Source organism: Streptomyces sp. JH34 (assembly GCF_029428875.1).
Classification (GTDB): domain Bacteria; phylum Actinomycetota; class Actinomycetes; order Streptomycetales; family Streptomycetaceae; genus Streptomyces.
Genome location: NZ_JAJSOO010000001.1, coordinates 7,094,302 through 7,113,985, shown reverse-complemented (window position 1 = coordinate 7,113,985; position 19,684 = coordinate 7,094,302). Strand labels below are relative to the sequence as shown.

15 protein-coding genes are annotated in these 19,684 nt (G+C 69.5%); 9 read left to right on the top strand and 6 right to left on the bottom strand.

Going from position 1 to position 19,684, the window contains the following annotated elements; all coding sequences use genetic code 11:
• Positions 1-100 precede the first annotated feature (100 nt).
• The 3 genes from LWJ43_RS31985 to LWJ43_RS31975 all read left to right on the top strand — a co-directional run bounded on the left by LWJ43_RS31985 (position 101) and on the right by LWJ43_RS31975 (position 5,123).
• A complete protein-coding gene (locus tag LWJ43_RS31985; protein ID WP_277335655.1) occupies positions 101-2,353 on the top strand; it encodes an FhaA domain-containing protein in 2,253 nt (750 codons plus the stop codon).
• A 462-nt stretch (positions 2,354-2,815) separates the two neighbouring features.
• Positions 2,816-4,339, top strand: coding sequence for a catalase (locus LWJ43_RS31980; RefSeq protein WP_277335654.1), 1,524 nt, complete (start codon positions 2,816-2,818; stop codon positions 4,337-4,339).
• A 175-nt stretch (positions 4,340-4,514) separates the two neighbouring features.
• Positions 4,515-5,123 carry a GOLPH3/VPS74 family protein gene (locus LWJ43_RS31975; RefSeq protein WP_277335653.1) on the top strand — a complete coding sequence of 203 codons (609 nt, stop codon included), beginning with the start codon at positions 4,515-4,517 and terminating at the stop codon, positions 5,121-5,123.
• A 65-nt stretch (positions 5,124-5,188) separates the two neighbouring features.
• On the opposite strand, the gene LWJ43_RS31970 is transcribed toward LWJ43_RS31975, so the two are convergent.
• Positions 5,189-5,623: an STAS domain-containing protein gene (locus tag LWJ43_RS31970; protein WP_277335652.1), complete on the bottom strand. Its 435-nt coding sequence runs from the start codon at positions 5,621-5,623 to the stop codon at positions 5,189-5,191.
• Between the two features lie 310 nt (positions 5,624-5,933).
• Between LWJ43_RS31970 and LWJ43_RS31965 the strand changes: the two genes are divergently transcribed.
• Complete coding sequence (locus LWJ43_RS31965) at positions 5,934-6,431, top strand: MarR family winged helix-turn-helix transcriptional regulator (RefSeq protein WP_277335651.1); 498 nt, start codon at positions 5,934-5,936, stop codon at positions 6,429-6,431.
• Positions 6,432-6,456: 25 nt separating this feature from the next.
• Here LWJ43_RS31965 and LWJ43_RS31960 read toward each other — a convergent pair whose 3' ends face one another.
• Positions 6,457-7,644, bottom strand: a complete 1,188-nt coding sequence (locus LWJ43_RS31960; RefSeq protein ID WP_277335650.1) for a PP2C family protein-serine/threonine phosphatase — start codon at positions 7,642-7,644, stop codon at positions 6,457-6,459.
• A gap of 303 nt (positions 7,645-7,947) precedes the next feature.
• On the opposite strand from LWJ43_RS31960, the gene LWJ43_RS31955 reads away from it, so the two are divergent.
• Positions 7,948-8,790 (top strand): SigB/SigF/SigG family RNA polymerase sigma factor, encoded by an 843-nt coding sequence (locus LWJ43_RS31955; protein ID WP_277335649.1) that lies wholly within the window; start codon positions 7,948-7,950, stop codon positions 8,788-8,790.
• A 338-nt stretch (positions 8,791-9,128) separates the two neighbouring features.
• Here the strand turns inward: LWJ43_RS31955 and LWJ43_RS31950 are convergent, their stop codons facing one another.
• Positions 9,129-9,680 carry a DoxX family protein gene (locus tag LWJ43_RS31950; RefSeq protein ID WP_277335648.1) on the bottom strand — a complete coding sequence of 184 codons (552 nt, stop codon included), beginning with the start codon at positions 9,678-9,680 and terminating at the stop codon, positions 9,129-9,131.
• 220 nt (positions 9,681-9,900) lie between these two features.
• On the opposite strand from LWJ43_RS31950, the gene LWJ43_RS31945 reads away from it, so the two are divergent.
• The gene (locus LWJ43_RS31945) at positions 9,901-12,135 is read left to right on the top strand and encodes an FUSC family protein (RefSeq protein ID WP_277335647.1); all 2,235 of its coding nucleotides are present in this window, start codon (positions 9,901-9,903) and stop codon (positions 12,133-12,135) included.
• Positions 12,136-12,306: 171 nt separating this feature from the next.
• Here LWJ43_RS31945 and LWJ43_RS31940 read toward each other — a convergent pair whose 3' ends face one another.
• On the bottom strand, positions 12,307-13,215 hold the full coding sequence (locus LWJ43_RS31940) for a hypothetical protein (RefSeq protein WP_277335646.1): 909 nt from the start codon (positions 13,213-13,215) through the stop codon (positions 12,307-12,309).
• 508 nt (positions 13,216-13,723) lie between these two features.
• On the opposite strand from LWJ43_RS31940, the gene LWJ43_RS31935 reads away from it, so the two are divergent.
• Positions 13,724-13,993 (top strand): GlsB/YeaQ/YmgE family stress response membrane protein, encoded by a 270-nt coding sequence (locus tag LWJ43_RS31935; protein ID WP_277335645.1) that lies wholly within the window; start codon positions 13,724-13,726, stop codon positions 13,991-13,993.
• A 108-nt stretch (positions 13,994-14,101) separates the two neighbouring features.
• Here the strand turns inward: LWJ43_RS31935 and LWJ43_RS31930 are convergent, their stop codons facing one another.
• Positions 14,102-16,075: a CASTOR/POLLUX-related putative ion channel gene (locus LWJ43_RS31930; RefSeq protein WP_277336051.1), complete on the bottom strand. Its 1,974-nt coding sequence runs from the start codon at positions 16,073-16,075 to the stop codon at positions 14,102-14,104.
• A 309-nt stretch (positions 16,076-16,384) separates the two neighbouring features.
• Between LWJ43_RS31930 and LWJ43_RS31925 the strand changes: the two genes are divergently transcribed.
• A complete protein-coding gene (locus LWJ43_RS31925; protein ID WP_277335644.1) occupies positions 16,385-16,735 on the top strand; it encodes a hypothetical protein in 351 nt (116 codons plus the stop codon).
• A gap of 156 nt (positions 16,736-16,891) precedes the next feature.
• Here LWJ43_RS31925 and LWJ43_RS31920 read toward each other — a convergent pair whose 3' ends face one another.
• A complete protein-coding gene (locus tag LWJ43_RS31920) occupies positions 16,892-17,473 on the bottom strand; it encodes a dihydrofolate reductase family protein (RefSeq protein WP_277335643.1) in 582 nt (193 codons plus the stop codon).
• Between the two features lie 485 nt (positions 17,474-17,958).
• On the opposite strand from LWJ43_RS31920, the gene LWJ43_RS31910 reads away from it, so the two are divergent.
• Positions 17,959-19,203 carry a PP2C family protein-serine/threonine phosphatase gene (locus LWJ43_RS31910; protein WP_277335642.1) on the top strand — a complete coding sequence of 415 codons (1,245 nt, stop codon included), beginning with the start codon at positions 17,959-17,961 and terminating at the stop codon, positions 19,201-19,203.
• The last annotated feature ends 481 nt before the right edge of the window (positions 19,204-19,684 follow it).

The window sequence follows — 19,684 nt, the reverse complement described above, 5'->3', positions numbered from 1 at the left end:
GCGACACAGCGTAGCAACGTCCCAAATCTGGCTAAAAAGGATCCAGTCAGTGAACGCACATTCGCTCGAATGGAGGGCGATCCGTACTGGAAGGCTGACAGTGGGAACGCTGAACAAGCTGGAGCAGCGCTTCGAGGCCTGGGTCAACGGCGCTTTCGCCAAAGCCTTCAAGTCTGCGGTCCAGCCCCTGGAGTTCGTCGGCGCACTCCGGCGCGAGTGCGATGTCAACGCCAGAATCTGGAGTCACGACCGCACTGTCGTCCCCAACGGCTTCGTCATCGAACTCAACACCGACGATCACGCACTGCACAGCACGTGCCTGGTGGTGCTCGGCGAGGAACTGGTCGAGAGGGTGCGCGAGTACGCCGATTCACAGCACTACACCTTCATGGGCCCACTGAAAGTGCAGTTGCAGTGCGCGGACGACCTGGCGACCGGTCGGTACCGGGTCCGGAGTCGCATCGAGATCCCGCCGGACGTCCAGCGGGCCGTGGAAGCCGCCGAACGCCGCGCGCTGTCGGTGCGCGAGTGGGGCGGCCACGGGCAGGCCATGGCCTGGAGGCAACCGCCGCGCCCTTCGATCAGGCAGAAGCAGGTACTGACCGTAGAACAGTTCATAGAGCATGAGTTGTCGATCGACAACAACGGCATGCTGGTCCGAAGCAGCCTGCGCTCGAGCGTCGGACCGTCGCAGCTTCGAGGCGTGAAGGCCATCGGGACCAAGGGCGCCGACGCTCCGGAGCTCCTTCCGTCCAGGCACATGAGCCCAGCCCTCCCGCAAGGCCTGAGGCTTTCCGACAGCCCCGCGTCCGGTGTCGTCGAGCCTGAGAATTCGGGTTCTGAAGTCGAGAAGCACCTTTCTACCGGCCGGCCACAACAGCCGGCGTCCGTTGTCGAGAGCCGCCCCCGCGAAGAGGCGCCTCGCCAACCGGAACCACACGGTAGATCGATCGTCGAACCAACCCGCCACCGACTCGCCGGGGCCGTCTCCATGGGCTCTTCCAGATCATCGAAAGGACTGAACAGTATGACTAATGACCGTGACATCAACGCTGGAAGCCCTGCTCCCGAGAGGGAGGAGAACAGCGTGGACGGCTTCGAGGGCCACACGCCTTCGGATCGGTATGCGGCGGGCGAGCCTCAGCCGCTGGAACGGTCAGGCGACGCGATCCCGTCCGGCGAAATCGGAATGCAGCCGATGCAGCCCTCCGCCAACGGGCCCGGCGTCGCTCGCCCGGGTGCGGCTCCTCTGTCACGCCCGTACACCGGGGCGACACAGCCGTCACGGTTCACCGACGGCCCGCCGATCGGCCACCGGCCGGCTCCGGCCTACGCCCCCGCGCCGATCGGGCTCCCCGGACACGGCAACGCGTTGGGACACAGTTCATCGGTCGACCTCTCGTCCGACCGTCTCCTGCGCAACAAAGCCGGTGTCCGCGGCAGTCTCAAGAAGCTGCGCATCGGGGGGAGGAGTGCCGAACGCGTACGTCAGCAGAAGCTGGCCGTGCTCCACACCCCGGTGATGGACTGCTACAAGATCGCCGTCATCAGCCTGAAGGGCGGCGTCGGCAAGACCACCACCACGGCGGCCCTGGGGGCGACGCTCGCCACCGAGCGACAGGACCGGGTCGTGGCGATCGACGCGAACCCGGACGCCGGCACGCTCAGCCGTCGGGTGCGCCGGGAGACGAACGCGACCATCCGCGACCTGGTCGCCGATCTCCCGAACCTGCCCAACTACATGGCGGTGCGCCGCTACACGTCCCAGTCCCCGAGCGGCCTGGAGGTTCTGGCCAACGACGTGGACCCCGCCCTCTCCACCTCGTTCGACGACGAGGACTACCGCCAGGTCGTCGGCTGCCTCGGGCAGCACTACCCGATCATCCTCACGGATTCCGGAACCGGGCTGCTCCACAGCGCCATGGGCGGCGTGCTGGCCCTCGCGGATCAGCTGATCGTCGTGGCCACGTCCAGCGTGGACGGCGCCGCCAGCGCAAGCACCACCCTGGACTGGCTCAACGCGCATGGCTACGCGGACCTGGTCCAACGGAGCATCACCGTGGTGTCCGAGCCCCGCAAGACCAGCAAGATCGTCAAACTGAACGACGTGGTGGCCCACTTCCGCGCCCGCTGCCGGGGCGTGGTGGTGGTCCCCTTCGACGAACACCTCTCGGCGGGAGCGGAGATCGACCTGGAGAAGATGAAGCCGCAGACCCGCGAGGCCTACTTCAACCTGGCGACGCTCGTGGCCGCGGACTTCCACCGCACCCAGCACGAACCTGCGGGCTGGCCCGCGATCCCGCACTCCGGTTACAGCTCCGCCAGCGTGTTCTCGGCTCCGGTCTGGGGCTGACGGCCGCGGCCGCGTTCGGGCGTGCGGCCCGGCGCGGCGACCATGACGACGCCCCGCGGCCGCGTTCGTCCCGGCCATGGCCGCGGGCGTTCGTTCCGCCGGCCTGCGGACCCGAACGCCCGCGGTCGGTGGGCAGGAGGCCGTGAGCCGGGCCCTGCGACGAGGTCCCGCCCTGCCGCCCGCATTCCCCGGCAGAGGTGTTTCCGCCCGTCCCGGCCCGGTCGCAGCTGTGCCGCACCGGAAGAAGAGGGCGGAGCCGCCACTTCCGATGGCCCGCTCGTCCAGGTTTGGCTACGTTGATACCGGTTACTGGTACGGCGATGCCTGGAGAGCGGGGAGACACCGGTCGGCGTAGGTATCTCACCCAGAGGTCCACGCCCGGTCTCGACGTCGACGAGCCGCCCCGTGTCCATAGCCCCGACCCACGTCCGCACCCACACCCCACGACGAAGGGGAACGAAAGTGACCAGCGCAGCGCACGAGCCGACCACCACCGACGCAGGCGTTCCTGTCGAGAGCGACGAGCACTCACTCACCGTCGGTCCCGCCGGGCCCATCCTGCTGCAGGACTCGTACCTGATCGAGCAGATGGCCCAGTTCAACCGTGAACGGATCCCCGAGCGTCAGCCGCACGCCAAGGGCAGCGGGGCTTTCGGGCACTTCGAGGTGACCGGGGACGTCAGCGGCTACACCAAGGCCGCGCTCTTCCAGCCCGGCACCACGACCGACCTCGTGATCCGTTTCTCCACCGTCGCCGGCGAGCGGGGCAGCCCGGACACCTGGCGCGACCCGCGCGGCTTCGCGGTGAAGTTCTACACGAGCGAAGGCAACTACGACATGGTGGGAAACAACACCCCCGTGTTCTTCGTGAAGGACCCGATGAAGTTCCAGCACTTCATCCGGTCCCAGAAGCGCCGCGCGGACAACAACCTCCGCGACCACGACATGCAGTGGGACTTCTGGACCCTCTCACCCGAGTCGGCCCACCAGGTCACCTGGCTGATGGGCGACCGCGGCATCCCGCGCAGCTGGCGTCACATGAACGGCTACACCTCGCACACGTACATGTGGATCAACGCGCAGGGTGAGCGCTCCTGGGTGAAGTACCACTTCAAGACCGACCAGGGCGTCGAGACGTTCACCCAGCACGAGGCCGACCAGATGGCTTCGGCCGACACCGACTACCACATGCGTGACCTCTTCGAGCACATCCGCGACGGCGACTACCCGACGTGGACGCTCTACGTCCAGGTCATGCCGTACGAGGACGCGGTGGACTACCGGTTCAACCCGTTCGACCTGACCAAGGTGTGGCCGCACGGCGACTACCCGCTGATCAAGGTCGGGAAGATGACGCTGGACCGCAACCCCACGGACAACCACGCCGAGATCGAGCAGGCCGCCTTCCAGCCGAACAACCTGGTCCCCGGCATCGGCCCGAGCCCGGACCGCATGCTGCTCGCACGGCTTTTCTCGTACGCGGACGCCCACCGCTACCGCATCGGAGCCAACTACCAGCAGCTCCCCGTCAACGCGCCCGTCGTCCCGGTGCACACCTACTCCAAGGACGGAGCGATGGCGTACCGGAAGACCACCGATCCCGTCTACGCCCCGAACTCGAAGGGCGGACCGGCGGCCGACACCACGCGTTACGGATCCCCTCCGAGCTGGCACGCCGACGGGGAGATCACCCGCGCGGCGTACGTCGACCACGCGGAGGACGACGACTGGGGCCAGGCCGGCACCATGGTGCGCGAGGTGCTGGACGACGCGGCTCGGGACCGGCTCGTGGACAACGTCGTCGGTCACCTGCTCAACGGCGTGTCCGAGCCGGTGCTGGCGCGGGCGTTCGAGTACTGGTCGAACATCGACAAGACGATCGGCAAGCGCGTCGAGCAGGGGGTGCGCGCCAAGGCGGGTGAGAAGGATCCCAAGGCGTCGGAACAGGGCAACCCCGCGCGCCGTTCCATGCAGGACAAGGCCTGATACCGGGGCGTACCACGACGCACCGGGCCTACGGGCCGTCCGCCCCCCGCGCCCCGGCCGACGCCGGGGCGCGGGGGGCGGCATGCTGTCTGCTGGGGCCCGGCGCGGGCAAGGCCGATGCGCTCCAGCAGACATACGACTTCGACGACGTCGGACGAATCCGAGGGGGCCGTACATGACCACGGCGAAAGACCTGTTCATCATCGCACTGCGTCTGGGGTCGCCGGACCGGCCCGTGGGGCAGGGAGACCTGTCGCTCGCACTGGCGGGGGCGGAGCTCATCGACCTCGTCTCGGTTCGCGCGGTCACCCTGGACGGCGACCGGATCGTCCCGGAAGGACAGCCGGCCGTGGATGATCGCCTCCTGGCCGCGGCCGCGTCGGCGCTCGACGGACAGGAGCCGTACGAACGGGTCGACGACTGGCTGTGGCGGCGGGGACGCGAACTCGCCGACGTCTATCAGGCCGCGCTCGAAGAGGACGGCGAACTGGGCCACGGACGCCGGGGCCGGTTCCCGTCCGGAGCGGACCGTATGGAAGCGGCCGACACTCCCTCCCGTCGCCGGGCTCTGGACCGCTGGGAGGACGGTGAGCCCGTGCTCGCGGCCCTCGCGTCGGCAGCGGGCGTTTCCGGCGGACGACCGGAGGACGAGCCGGGACCCGAGGACGAGGGCGTGACGACGGTGCTCCTCGCCGTCGGTGACGCGGTGATGGAGCTCGAGGCCGTACGGCAGAGGCGGGCCATCGAGAACGCCGCGTTCGCCAATGTCTGGCGCGGGCCGTGACAGGAACCGCGCGAGGGGCCGGCCTGCGGCCGGAGGTGTCGCGCCGCGTTCACCTCGCCGATGGGCTACCGGCCGCGTGCGGGCCTCGCCGGGGAGTCCTCGTCCGTCTGGCGGGTCCCGCACTCCTCCGGCGTCTCTCCGGGCATGACGACGTGAGTCAGGGCCTCCGTGACCGTGGGAAGCACCGGGATCAGTTCGCCGACCCCTGTGACGGCCAGCAGCCTGATGAGGTGCGGGGGCGTGCCGGCCAGGGAGAGGGAGCCGTGCCGGTCCTTCGCGTACCGCAGGATGCCGATCATCGTGTTGAGACCGGACGAGTCGCAGAACTCCACCGGCGTCAGGTCGAGGATCACGTGCGGTCTGCCCTGCCTGATCAGTTCCAGAGCCCTCGTCCGCAGGGCCGGCGCACTGTCCACGTCGATCTCGCCCGCGACGGTGAGGACCGCGATCGAGTCCGCCGGGTGCCGGACAGTGAGAGTGAGGGGCTGGTGCGGTGTCATGGGTATCAGAACTCCAGGCCGGGAGCGGGCGCCGTCGCGGCGGGACCGACGGTGACCGCCGAATGATCACGCATCGGATGTCGCCTGCGGAACCGTACCCGATGACAACTGTTGCCGCATGGCAACATATGGGTGCCGGACGCGACTCTCGGAAGTCCGCGGCGGTCAGGGGTACGATATTCGGGGCCACGCGTGTGTCCCGGAACCCTTGTCCTGGCTTTCCGCACGAGCGCATCGGATGTCCGGCGCCTCGCTCGGTCCGGTGGCCGGACGGACCAGTGAGGCAATGCCGAATCGGAGTGTCATCGAAATGGGCCTGAACCCCGAAGCCGACCAGCGGTCCCGGGACGCGGCCCGTGAGGGTTCCGAATTCGTCGAACTCCTCGAAGTCCTCTGGGAACACGGACGCGACGCCGTCCCGACGGGCCCGGTCTCCCCCTCCCAGCTCCGTGTCCTGTACACGCTGGACCGGGAGGAGGGCATCAATCTGCGCATGCTCGCCGAGGCCCTGGGATCGGCCTCGCCCTCGGTCAGCAGGCTGTGCGACCGGCTGCAGGCCACCGGGTTCGTGGAGCGTGCCCCGAGCCCGGTGAGCCGCCGCGAGCTGGAGCTCCGGCTGACCAGCCATGGCAGGGCGTACCTCGTCGACCTGCGCACGCGCCGGGAAGAGATTCTCATGGCCACCATCGACGCCATGCCCGCCAAGGCACGGCGTTCGCTCCTCGAAGGGCTCAGGGCCTTCCGCGGCGCGGCCGCAGCCGCGGGGCAGGACAGCGACGGGGCGAGACCCTTGCGGTCGACCGGGTGAAGACGGACCGGTTCGCCCGCTCGGCTCACACGGACGCGGCTCCGGTGGAGGATCGCCGGGCGAACCAGTCCAGGCAGACCACCAGGGCGTCGTCGTCCAGCGGTGCGGCCCCCCTGTGGTCCCGCAGGTCACGCAGTACCGCCAGAGGCACCTGCTCGGACGGCAGGAAGCGGTGCGCGGACAGCGACCGCGCGAGGGCGCGCTGCCCGTAGTACTCCCCCGCGCCCGAGGCGCTCTCGTAGACCCCGTCGCTGCCGATCAACAGCCGGTCGCCGGGTTCTACGCGCAGGTGCTGTACCACGTACTCCGTCTCCTCGAACATGCCGAGCGGGAGCTGCGCGTCGAACTCGAGGGCATCGACGGTGCGCCCCCTCAGCCGCCACATCCGGGGGGATCCCGCGTCCACGGCCTCCACCTCACCCGTGGCGAGGTCGAAACGCAGCAGCAGGACCGCCGCGTGCAGCGCACCACGGTGCTGCGCGTAGACGGCCTGGTCGGCGAGGCTGGCCTGACCGGCGAGGTCGAGGCCGGCCCGTCGGGCGTTCCGCAGCGCGTTGACGACGAGATTGGCCAGCAGGGCCGCCTCCATCCCCTGGCCCATGCCGTTGGTGACGGTGAGCGTGAGGTGATGGGCCGAAACCGACCAGTCGAAGTTGTCGCCGAAGATCGCGTACGCGGGCTCCAGATGGGCGCCCATCCTGAATTCGGGGCGGGACACGGAGCGACCGGGCAGCAACTGCCACTGCATCTCGGCGGCCAGCGTCAGCCGGGTGGCACGTCGGGCGAGGAGGTAGAGGTCGGTGTCCCGCTCGGCCACCAGGATCTCGTGGCCGAGCGCTTCGCAGATCTGCTGCATCTCCGCCAGATCCGTCCGGGAACAGCCTTCCTCGGACGCCGTGACGGTCAGGACACCGAGCCGGTCGCCCCGTACGGTCACCGGGAGGTGCACGACCACCGGTCCCGGCGTGCTGCGAGGCTCCACATACGGCTCCTGCGCTCCGAAGGCCCTGCCCTGCGGGCTGTCGTGCACGGGCACCGGCTCGGCGATCGGCACCTCGGACACCACCTGGAGTGTGGTCATGCCGTAGTCGGCGAGCCGCAACGACACGTTCCGCACGTCGAACCGCTCCCGCAGAGCCGCCGAGACGACGTCGAGGAGCCGATGGGGCGCGGCCTTGCGCAGCTCCCGCTCGACCGCAGCGAATCTGTCCACGTGATCCTGTTTCTCGTCGTGCTGCGCCGAAACCCGGACCGCTTCCGGGCCCCGGCCCCCGGCCTCCAGCGTACGGGGCCTGTACCCGATCCAGCACGGCGCGGCGAAGGATCGCACCGGTGGACGGCACTGCTCATCTTACGATGTCCAGGGACAACTGTTTCCTCACAGCAAGAAAAAGTGGTTCCTCGCGCATAGGGCTTCCGAGGCAGGGCAGGGGCTCGTCTGAAAGCGCACTCAGCACCAGGGAGGGTGGGACCAGTGATCGCTGGACAGACAGCCGGAACCGTACGTACTGATGAGGTGTCGGCCCCCGAGGCCTTGCCGGAACGCATAGGTGAACTGCCCTGGATCGAGGACGCCGGCAAGGTCACGCCGAAGGACGCCCGGGCTCTGTCGACGCTCTTCTTCGAGCGCCTGCAGGTCCTCGAAGAGGGCACGCACGAATACCAGTACGCGCGCAACACCCTTGTCGAGATGAACATCTCCCTGGTCCGTTTCGCCGCCCGCCGCTTCCGCAACAGGGGCAGCGGCGACATGGAGGACATCACCCAGGTCGGCACCATAGGCCTCATCAAGGCCATCGACCGGTTCGAGCTCTCGCGGGAGGTCGAGTTCGCGACCTTCGCCGTCCCCTACATCGTCGGGGAGATAAAGCGCTTCTTCCGGGACACCACCTGGGCCGTCCACGTCCCCCGACGCCTGCAGGAACTCCGCGTGGAGCTCGCCAAGGCCAAGGACGAGCTCTCCGTCCGGCTCGACCGTGATCCGACGGTGAAGGAGTTGGCCGAGCATCTGGACCGTACGGAGGACGAGGTGATCGAAGGCATCATCGCGTCGAACGGCTACACGGCCGGCTCGCTCGACATGCCGACGGACACCGGTGAGACCACGGGGGCGGCGTCCAGGACGTTCGCCGACATCCTGGGTGAGCCGGACTCCGCCATGGAGACGGTGGAGAACCTGCACGCTCTGGCGCCGCTCCTGGAAAAGCTGGACGACCGCGAGCGCCGGCTCATCGAGATGCGGTTCGGCCAGGAGATGACGCAGTCCCAGATCGGCGCGGAGCTCGACGTCTCCCAGATGCACGTCTCCCGTCTGCTCACCCGCACCCTGGGCAAGCTCCGGGCGGGAATGCTGGCCTGAGAGACCACCCGTTTCCTGCACACGAACGTGTCGTGCCGCCGCATCACGCGACCTCGCGGGTGCCGCCTTCGGATGTCCGGCACGCCTGCCCGTCCGGAAGCTCGGCTCCCGCAGCCGGGGCGGCGGCTCGTCGCAGGCTCGGGTCATGGCGCTGCCGACCTCTGACGCGTCGCACCGCGCGCCGCCGACGTGCCCACGTGACGCTCCACCACCCCGAACCCGCCTGTGGGCGGGCATGCGCACAGGCATGCCCGCCCACAGGCGGGTTCCTCGCTTGGGGCCCGGTTCCTCCGCGGAGTGCTCACCCGGCGGAGGAACCAGGGCCGGCCTCGAAGGCGTCAGCCGGTCGGGAGGTGTTCCCGAACGGCACCGGCTGCCGACCTGACGGCTTGCGCCCTGTCCGCCACCGCGGCACCCACGGCGTTTCCCGTGCTGCGGGCGCTACGCGCTCCGAGAGTAGCCGCGGCCCGTGAGCGGTAGGCGAGCGAGGGTTTGCCATGGGTGTCCGCCGCCGCGATGAGCAGCCCCCCGAGCAAGGAGAGGTTCTTCGTGAACTGCACACGCTGACGTGCTCGTTCCTCAGGGTCCTGCGCCTTCCACCAGGCGTGCCCCGCCAGGGTCGTGGGCACCAGCGAGGCGGCCAGCGCGAGAGCGGAGGCTCGCGGGAACCGACCGGCGGCGAGGAGCACTCCGGCACCGACCTGCACGGCACTGTTGATCTGCACGAGTCGCACCGTGTCGTCCGGAAGCTGCGGAACGCGCACCGCGACGGGCCGGGCCACCGGCTCGGCCGCACCGGCCACGGAGTGCGGGGCCCGAAGCGTGCGGAACCCGCCGGAGACGAAGACGGAGGCGAGCAGGGGGCGTGCGACTTTCCTCAGGATTGCCATGCTCCGCACGTGCCCTGCTTCGCTCCGCACACGCGTCCCGGTTCCTCGCGGACTCCCCCGGAACGCAGTCGCGGAACAGGCGACCGGACCGCGATCGGACAGGACGTAGACCTGCGTTCGTCCTCCGGTTCCCCACCGTGCGATGCTGAACAGCGCGTGGATCGTGGCGGACAGCGGAAGAAAGTGCAGGGTGAGGGCAGTGCGGCGGCGGGGCGGGGCCATGATGTGGGATCGGTTCGCGGCGTCCGACCCGGGGTTGCTCCGGCTCAGCGCGGGGCTGCGGACCGTCGCGGCGATCGGACTCACGCTGATGGTCCTGGCGGTGCTCGGCACCGATGTCACGCACATGGTCGCCGGTGCGATGACCGCGATGACCGCGACCTTCGCGATCAAGGACACTCTCGTACGCGACCAGGCGGTCACCCTCGCTCTGGGCCTGCCGGTGGCACTCGCCGCCACGTCGCTCAGTGCGCTGCTGACCTCTCAGGTCATCGTGGGCGACCTCTTCTTCGTCGCACTCATCTTCGGCGCCGTCTACTGCCGGCGGTTCGGCGACCGGGGCACGGCACTCGGCCTCATCGGCTTTCAGATCTACTTCCTCTCCCTGTTCGTCGGCGCCTCGACGGCTGCCCTGCCCGCACTCTGTCTTGCCCTGGTCATCGGGTTCGGCTGCAGTGCGGTGGTGCGGTTCGCCGTCGTCCCGGAGACACCTCGGCGCGTCCTGACGCGACTGCGCGATGCCTTCCGGACACGGGTCGCCCAGCTCGTCTCCCTGCAGATCGAACTGCTCGACGCCGAACCCGAGCAGTTGGAGAAGGTGCTCGACGACATGCGGCGGAGCACCGCGCGGCTGCACGAAGCCGCTCTGATGATCCAGGGCCGTCTGGAGGAGGGCACCCAGGACGCGGACAAGGCGGCGCTGCTGCAACGCCGGGTCGCGGACGCCGAGATCTCCACGGAGCGGCTCGGCATGCTGCTGCTGAACGCCCGGAGTGCCGAGCGTGCGGACACCCTCACCCTTCATCTGCCTCACGCGCCCGTGCCGCTCACCGGGGACTGGAAGCCTGCCGAGGACGACGCGACCATGGCCCTGCGCCGCGACCTCAAGGCGCTCCATCTCCTGGTGGACCGGCCCGCGTCGAGGGAGGGAGGCACGGCGGTCGCCCACATCCGCAACAGGCTGCTCGGCTACCGCGACGAGGAGAAGCTTCCCCCCGCCCCCGCGGGAATCCAGGACGCCTTCCGCGGCATAGGTGAGGCGGCACGATCCGTCCTCGGTCTGCGACTGGCTCTGGACGGGCCGCAGGACGAGTCCGACGACTCACCGGCGACCACCCGTTCGCGCGAGGAGTTCGACGCGGAGGACATCGCGCTCGCCTCCACCGAGGAGCCCGGGGGTGACGACCGTACGGGATTGCAGCGCCCCACCACACGGGCTGCCTTCCAGGTGTCGGTGGGCTCGGTCCTGGCGATGATCGGGGGCGAACTCCTCTCCACCCAGCGCTGGTACTGGGCCGTTCTGACGTGCTGGGTGGTCTTCCTCAACACCGCCTCCACCGGTGAGATCCTGGTCAAGGGCTACCGCCGGCTCCTGGGAACCCTCCTGGGCGCCGTGGCCGGAGTCGCGCTGGCGGGACTGGTCGGTGACCACACCTGGGTCGCGTTCGCCCTGGTACTCGTCTTCATCTTCGCGATGTTCTTCACCGCTCCCCTGTCCTACGCGGTGATGTCCTTCTTCGTCACGGCCATGCTGGGTCTGCTCTACACCCTTCTCAACTCGTACAGTTTCGACGTCCTGGTGCTGCGCATCGAGGAGACCGCCATCGGCGCCGCCTGCGGGGTCATCGCCGCGGTGCTGATCCTGCCGGTGCACACGGACCGCCGTACCGACGAACTGCTGGGTACCGTCCTGGACAGGCTGGGGGATGTAGCCTCCGCCGCGGTGGAGCAGCTCAGCGGAGGGCCGTCGTCCGATCTGCTCGGCAAGGCCCGCGGCCTGGACACGGCGCTCGACGAACTGCGTGACTCCACCAATCCGTTGACCTACCCGATCACCCCGTTGCGGGGCCGCCGGCAGACCGTGCGCTATCTGGTGGCGCTGCTGGAGACGTGTGCGTACCACGCACGCTCGCTCGCGGCGACCGCCGAGCTCGTGCCGCACAGCAAGACCGTCGCGGCCGACCCCCGTCTGCACCGGGCGGGACGGCGCATCGGGCACAACATCGAGGTACTCTCCGCCCATGTGGGCGACAAGGGCGTCGGCGGCGAGATCCAGTCGGCCGCCAGCATCGCCTCCACGCTTCGGGACGACGGGTCCGGCACCCCGCCGTCCGGCACCGTGACGTTCCGCGTACTGCGCCATCTGCAGCGTCTCGACGAAGGCGTGGTCGGTCTGGCCCGCCCCCTGGACGTACCGGTCGCCGAGCGTGCCGGGGAGAAGGCTGCACGCGGCTGAGGGAGTTGGCAGACCCGTGCTGTCCAGGCACGTGGAGTGACCGCCGCAGACGCCGGAGGGGATCGCGAACCTCGACGGGTATCGGCAGCAACTCGGCGCGACGGGCCCGGAAATGGCACGGGCTGTCGCGCGGTGCAGGGCACCGCGCGACAGCCGTTGCAAGGGCACTGATCAGCCGAAGCAGCCGGGGACCGGACTCGGGCTGTTGAGGCAGTTGTTCGGGGTGTTGGCGGCAACCCGGCTGGCGCGGAGGGTCACTGTGCCACCGTTGTTGTAGACGCCACCGGGGTTTGCACCGCCGGCGTTGTTGTTGCTGATGTTGCTGGCGATCACCGTGGAGGTGCCACCGGGGGCTGCGGGCACTCCGTTGGCAAGGCCGCCCCCTCCGTTCGGTGCGGTGTTGTTCACGAGGTTGCTGGCGCTGACCGTCAGTGTTCCGATGCTGGCAATGCCGCCGCCCCTCTGGTTCGCCGTGTTGCCGCTGATCTGTGAGGCGCTGACGGTCACCACGCCGTCGCTGACGATGCCTCCGCCGTTCTGGGTCGCCGTGTTCTGCGTGAAGACACTCGCGCTGATCTGGGCCCGGGAGCCATTGAACACACTGATGCCACCGCCGAAGTTGGCGTCGTTGGACCGAATCACGCCGGCGCTGAGGTTGAGGCTGCCGTTGCCGGTGACGACGATGGCGCCACCTGCTCCGTTCGCGATCATGCTGCCCGTGGCATCGCCCTCGCTGAGGATGGCCGCCCGGAGAGTCAGAGCACCGCCGTTCACCGTGAGGATGCGGAACGTCCCCGAGGTCCGGGTGATGGTGTCGCTGTTGCCGTTGACGACGATCGGCGTGGTGATGGGGGGCAGTTCGTCCGACAGCCCGTACGTGCAGCCGGGTGCCAGGTTGAGGGTGTCGCTGCCGGGGGTGCCGTTGGCGGTGTTGATGGCGTTCCGCAGAGCGGTCTCGCTGCACGCCACCGGCAGCGTCGCGGCCGAGGCGTGGGGGGCCAGGGCTATGGGAGCGAAGGTGGCCGCGGTGCCGACGCACAGAGCTTGGACGGACCGAGCCAGAGTCTTGTTCGTGAACATGCCATTCCTTGAGGGCGTGTGTCGCGGGCGCTCGGCTACGAGGAAGTTCGTGCGGCGCCGCGAGCAGGGTTGTCCGTCAAGAGGTGCCCGACACGCCGCACCGTGTCACGGATCACCTCTCGATATCCGCCCAATGGCCCCCTTCTGTGCCGCCCTTGGGGCCGATCCGGACCACCGGCCCTCGCCCGGCGTCAGGCGAAGGCGCTCTTCCCGTGCCGTCCGTCTCCCTGGCCTTGGAGGGCGCCAGGGCGAGGCTGATGTGCCGGACGCCGTCTCCACCGGCACTGCGGCGTGCGGCGGGCGATGACGGCCCCCAGCTCTTCCACCAGTTCCTCGAACTCCCCGGGAGTGACCCACACCGCGCCCTGCCGGTGGACAACGTCCTCGCGGCGGCGGGGGCCGGATATGACGGAGTCGTGCCCATGGCGTTTGAAAGTGTCCGGACGGTGCAGACGACGTGTTGACACCAGTTACACACGACGCGGTACGACGCGGCAGGAGACGCATCATGGGCATCATCGCTTGGATCTTCATCGGACTGCTCGCAGGCCTCATCGCCAAGGCGCTGATGCCGGGCAAGGACCCCGGCGGGATCATCATCACCATGCTCATCGGCATCGCGGGCGGTCTTCTCGGTGGCTGGCTCGGGAAGGTCATCTTCGGCGTCGATTCCATCGACGGCTTCTTCGACCTCTCCACCTGGGTCGCCGCCATCGCCGGTTCGATCATCCTCCTCGCCCTCTACCGTCTCGTCATCGGCAACCGCCGCCACGCCTGACGCGGGACCCTGCGCAACAGCACACCGCACGCCGGTCGGCTCCCCTACCCGGAGGAGCCGACCGGCGTCTCGCGTCGGGGCGTCCCCAACCGGTCGGTGCGTCGGCCTTCACGGCGCGGCAGAGGTGGTGGCGCCGGTGTCGTCGGCCGGGTCGGGGGCTGGGGTCGACATCGCGCCGGGGCTCGTCGCCAGCACCACCAGGTGGTCCTCGGCGCTCCAGACACGTCGCTCGTCCTTCGGCGGGTTGAGCCGGACCCCATGGCCGGTGGTGGGCTCCGTGCGCGCGTCGTGGCTGATGTAGCCGATGGCGCATTCCCCCCGGTCGCGTGCCGCGGCGACGAGGGTGGCGAAAGTGGCCTCGGCGTCCCGCAGGACGTACCCAGAGGCGGGTCGCAGACACACGCCGGCGCCCTCCGCGGAGAACAGCTCGTCGAAGACGGGGGCCAGATGGCGGTTCTGTGCGATCTGGGCCATGAGGAGGCCGGTCAGCTTCCCGCTGACGATCACGTCGGAGCCTTGGTTGACCGGCGCCAAGGGGCGGTTCCGGTCATCGACGAGCTCGGTGACCAGGCGGACCTCATGTCCGGTGCGTTCCTCCAGCAGTCGCAGGGCCAGCAAGGTGATGAGAGTCCAGTCGTCGGGGTGGTCCGGGCCTTCGCCCTGGTCCGGGCCGAGGACGACCAGCCCGTCGTACGGCGTCAGGTCGAGCCCGAGAAGGGTCTCGGGTCGCGACAGCGCCGCCGACCGGAAGCGCACATCGTGCCCGCTCGCCTCCATGTCCTCCGGCTCAGGTTGCCTCGGGCCGGGTACGGCGCTGTCGGTGACCACGTCCAGCACGGATCCGGGACGGGCCGTACGGCGCAGCTGACCGACCACGAGCGCAGCCCTCCGGTTCCAGCCGAGCAGCAGCAGCCGGGTCGAACGGTCAGGCACGGAGGAGGCCGGAAGGATCACCGAGGGGTCGACGAGGTGCCGGCAGACCCCGACCCGGGTGCTGACGTCGTCACGGGCGAGCACGATGAGGCGGCTTCCCGGCACGACGACGGTGTCCACCGGCGGGTTGAGCAGCGTACGGCCTTCGGGCGTGAGCAGTCCGACCACGCACGAGTTCGGGTGACCCAACAGGGTTTCGCCGAAGGATCCATGATGGAACGCGGCGGCATCGGCGAGGTGGAACTCGTCGCCCGCGAAGTCGAGAAGGTCACCGAGGACGAGTGAGAGACCGGGCCGGCCGACGCACTGCGCGATCAGCCGGGCCGCGACCGTGTCGGTCTCCAGCACCGTGCCGCGCGGGCCGGCAGCAAGTCGTGCCGGAGCCCGGTACCGGTCGTCCCGGACCGCCGCGAGCACCGGCGGCCCGTCCGCACCCTCACCGAGAACCGCGCGCAGAGCCAGCAGAACGCGCAGCACCTCGGCGTCGGCCGTCGGTTCCGCCGACGGAAGCACGAGGACGCTACTCGCTGTCCGCGGACTGACGAGCGCAAGCACGTCCGGGTCACTGGCAGGACCACTGCGACAGATGATCAGGGCGCGGGCGGCCGGGGGGACGCGGGCGGTCAGGAGCCTCTCCATCTCGACCTTGTCCCGGTCGGCGAGCAACACGATGGCCCGCGGCCTGTGCGGGGCTCGGGCCGCGACCAACTCGTGGACCACTGTGGTGACTTGATCCGACCAGCCGAGCACAACGACGTGGCCCCGCTCCAGGACGGTCGACCGACCGCGGCTCAGTTCAGCCATCCGCTCCGCAAGGCCCGTCGTGATCACTCCGACCAGGGTCGACACGCACAGCAGGGCGACCAGTCCGAGCACAGCCGAGAGCACCAGACGGAGCGGCGTGCCGGTTGCCGCGCCCAGACGCAGCGTCTCCGCACTGGTTCGCCACGCCGCGCTCAGCCGTCCGGACACCGACCTGGGCGCCCCCGGATCCGTCCACACCAGCACCGTGCTCACCGGCACGACGACGGCCAGACAAGTGATCACGAGCCAGCCCATCAAGGTCCCGGTGGAACGGGCCAGCGTGCGGTCGAACCGGTAACCCGCCCTGTCCCGCAGCGATACCCGCGGCCCCTTGGCTGTCTCCACTGCCACCACTCCCCTCACCCGCCGCCGCGCCCTTCGGCAGGCAGACCACGGCTGTCCCCTCACGCACAGTGCGGGCTCGAGGCCGAGGACACGCGGGGTACGGAGGCCTGTTCATCCTTTCGGGCGGGTGAACCTGCACGCCGATGGGCGGAAGGCCCGGCAGGTCCGGATCCGAGGTACTCGACGGGGCCCCGGACGGACGTCCTCATGTGTTCTCGTCCGAGTGCACGGGTCCGTTGCATGAGAGCAGGCGCAAAGGGCAGACGCAGTGCACACAGGCCCGTGGGCGGGCCTGAAACGGAGGTCACCATGCTGTGTCACAGACTTGAACACGATGTCCTCGTCATCACCGTCGACGAGGACCCGGGCATCAGCGGGCGCGCTGGACTGGCCACGCGAATCACGGACCTCGTCCACACCTACCGGCCTTCGTCCGTGCTTCTCGTCATCGGCCTCGCCGCAGCCACCCCCGCCACCGCCAGCGCCGTCCTCCGCGCCCACCGTCGGTGCGGCGAGACGGACACGGTGTTGTCGGTCGCCACGCAGGATGCCGCCACCCGTCGGCTCCTGGAGGACAACGCCGACTCCCGTGGGCCGAAGCTGGTCGTCCGTGACCGGGTTGACCTCCCAGTCGGAACGGCGTACGTCCCCGCCGCCTGAGCCGATGATTCGGTGCGTCCCGCACGAACACCGCGCACCCGGGCCGGAGTTGCCGGATCTCAGGTCGCTCGGCCGGCTACCGCGACGGGAGCCGGTCAGATGCCGGACCGTCGTCCTCCTCCACCCGAGGCGTGATCCATGGCCGCTGGACGTGCCTTACTCGGACGCCGTCTCCTGGCGCGCCACGCGGTAGCGGAGATGGAGCACTTGCGCGTTGAAGGCGCGGGTCTCGAGGAGTTCGAGATCCACGCGGCGCTCGTGCCGGGGAAAGAACGGAGTTCCGCCGCCGAGCAGGACCGGGTAGACCGTGGGCCGGTACTCATCGATAAGACCTGCTGCGGCAGCCTCGGCGGCGAGAGTCGCACCGCCGATCGCGATGTCGCCCTCCCCCGGCTCCGCCCGCAACCGCTCGATCTCCTCCCCAAGGCCACCGGAGGCAAGGCGGGCAGTACCCTGAACCGCCGTCAGCGTGCGGGAGAACACCACTTTGGGCAGCGGATTCCAGAGCGACGCCCACTCGAGTGCGGAGGGGTCGGCGGACGGGTCCTGGTCGGCGGTCTCCCAGTACAGCATCGTCTCGTAGAGCCTTCGCCCCATCAGGTGGACGCCGACACCCCGGATCTCGTCGATGAAGAAGCGGAAGACCTCGTCGCTCGGCGTCGTCCAGTTGAAGCCGCCGTCCGGTCCGACGATGTAGCCGTCGAGTGACACGCTCATCGAATAGGTGACGCTACGCATGGGAGTCCTCCTCGGTGACGGGTTCGACAGTACGACGGCGGGCCGCCGGACGTCGCGGGACTCATCGCGACGCGCAGGATCTCATGGCGCGAGCGACCCCCGCCCGCCCTGTGCGGGCCCGCCTCTCATCAGGTCGGGTGAACCGATCGGCTTCCGCGCTCCGGCTGTCCGGACCAGGTCACGGTGGAGGGCGACGCGGTCACCGCGAGGAGGATCGCCGACGTGGCCGGTGAACCGCGTGGGCTTACACGGCCGGTCCGTGGTGGCCGTGTTCTTCCTGTCCCACAGTGCGTACCAGAGGTCCCGGGGAAGGTCCGTCCTGTCCGTGGCTGTGCGCGTCCTCGCGTCCGGGGTCTGCACGAGGCGGCCGGCCGGCCCTGCGACGGCTCCCGGGCGGGTGCCACAGCGCGCGAGGCGTGAGGGTGCCGCATAGCGTGGGAGGGCCAGGGCCGTCGCGGCCGAGGATGCGCACGGGGCGGAAGCGTGTGAAGCCCGAACTGGATTACAGGTCGTTGTTCGCAGCGACACCGAGTCCCTACCTGGTGCTGGCATCGGATCTCGTGATCGTCGATGTCAATGTGGCGTACCTGCGGGCGACCCGCCGCACCTGGGACGACCTGGTCGGCCAGTACGTGTTCGATGCCTTTCCGGACAACCCGGCTGATCCGGACGCGGACTGGGTGCGGAACGTGGAAGCGTCGTTCGGCCGGGTGCTGGCTGCCGGCAAGTCGGACGTGCTGGCCATGCAGAGGTACGACATCCCCGTGACCACGCGGCCGGGGACGTTCGAGGAGCGCTGGTGGTCGACGGTGAACACTCCCGTCCTCGACCAGGACGGGCACGTGGCGTGGATCATCCACCGGGTGGAGGACGTGACCGCGTTCGTCCGGGCTCGCCGGACCTCCGACCGCGCGGCGGGTGAGCAGCTGACCGCGAGGGAGGAGGGGATGGAGGCCGAGCTGTATGTCAGGGCCCGTGAGCTGCAGCGTCTGAACGAGGAACTGCGTGCCGCGCACGGGCGGGAGCGGGAGGTCGCGGTCACGTTGCAGGAGTCGATGCTGCACTCGCCGGATCTGGCCCGCCACGAGGATGTCGCTGTCCGGTACCTGCCCGCGATCGGCTCTCTGAACGTGTGCGGCGACTGGTACGACACGGTCGATCTGGCCGACGGGCGGTTCACCGTCGCCGTCGGTGACGTCGTCGGTCACGGCCTGGAGGCCGCCACCGTGATGGGGATGCTCCGGAGCGCTCTGTCCGCGGCCAGCCGGGCGGTGACCGGGCCTGCCCAGGCACTCGAGGTACTGGGCATGTACGCCCGCTCGGTCGAGGGCGCTCTTGCGACCACCGCGGTCACGGTGCTCGTCGACGTCCGGTCGAATCTGCTGGTCTACTCCAGTGCCGGCCACCTTCCGCCGGTGCTGCTGCACAGCGACGGCACGCACGAGTTGCTGGAGAACGCCACCGACCCTCCGCTGGGCGCGCGACCTGAGCACGTACCGCGCCCGCAGGCGAGCGCCGCCTACCACCGTGGCGACACACTGATCCTCTACACCGACGGGCTGATCGAGCGTCGTGGGGAAGACATCGACACCAGTCTGGATCTGCTCAGAAGGGCGCTGGGCGGCATGACCGGCTTCACGCCTGCCCGGCTGGCGGACACCTTGCTGGCGCGGCTCGGCGTCACCGGGGGCGGCGAGGACGACATCGCCCTGGTCGTCGTCCGCCTCTGAGAGTCGCCGTACCGGAGTGCCCGGCAGTCGTCGGGGCCGGCGGCGTCGCGCCCCACGCGGTCCTCGCGCTCTCCCAGGCCCCGGGTGATCGACTCCTCGCCGTGCGGCGTCGACGATGAAGTTCCCTCACGCCCGACGTAGCGGTCGAGTACGGCAAGGGAAGCCTTCTCGTCGGTGAGCGAGCCGGACAGCCCCGCGCCGAGCGCGAGCACACCGACCTCAGGCTGCGCCTGCGTGCGGCCCGCGGTGCCGTCTACGCCGTCGAGGGACGCATTGATCGACACTGTTCCGGCGCGGCGGCTGACAGCCTTGCTGACAGACCTCGACACCATGACCGCGGCCCTCGACGGATGAATGCGCGTGGTTGACGGACACCCATGGCGACGTGACGATCGGACGATGCCTGGCCTGCACGCACCAGATGAATCTTCGCGGCGGTGGCTCCACCGCCGCCGTGGTCGCCCGTCGCGCGGCCGAGGTG

What these genes read in the sequence shown, in the direction of transcription:
- LWJ43_RS31975 (WP_277335653.1), top strand. Translation starts at nt 4,515, where the DNA reads ATGACCACGGCGAAAGACCTGTTCATCATCGCACTGCGTCTGGGGTCG.
- LWJ43_RS31970 (WP_277335652.1), bottom strand. Translation starts at nt 5,623, where the DNA reads ATGACACCGCACCAGCCCCTCACTCTCACTGTCCGGCACCCGGCGGAC.
- LWJ43_RS31965 (WP_277335651.1), top strand. Translation starts at nt 5,934, where the DNA reads ATGGGCCTGAACCCCGAAGCCGACCAGCGGTCCCGGGACGCGGCCCGT.
- LWJ43_RS31950 (WP_277335648.1), bottom strand. Translation starts at nt 9,680, where the DNA reads ATGGCAATCCTGAGGAAAGTCGCACGCCCCCTGCTCGCCTCCGTCTTC.
- LWJ43_RS31945 (WP_277335647.1), top strand. Translation starts at nt 9,901, where the DNA reads ATGATGTGGGATCGGTTCGCGGCGTCCGACCCGGGGTTGCTCCGGCTC.
- LWJ43_RS31940 (WP_277335646.1), bottom strand. Translation starts at nt 13,215, where the DNA reads ATGTTCACGAACAAGACTCTGGCTCGGTCCGTCCAAGCTCTGTGCGTC.
- LWJ43_RS31935 (WP_277335645.1), top strand. Translation starts at nt 13,724, where the DNA reads ATGGGCATCATCGCTTGGATCTTCATCGGACTGCTCGCAGGCCTCATC.
- LWJ43_RS31925 (WP_277335644.1), top strand. Translation starts at nt 16,385, where the DNA reads ATGCTGTGTCACAGACTTGAACACGATGTCCTCGTCATCACCGTCGAC.
- LWJ43_RS31920 (WP_277335643.1), bottom strand. Translation starts at nt 17,473, where the DNA reads ATGCGTAGCGTCACCTATTCGATGAGCGTGTCACTCGACGGCTACATC.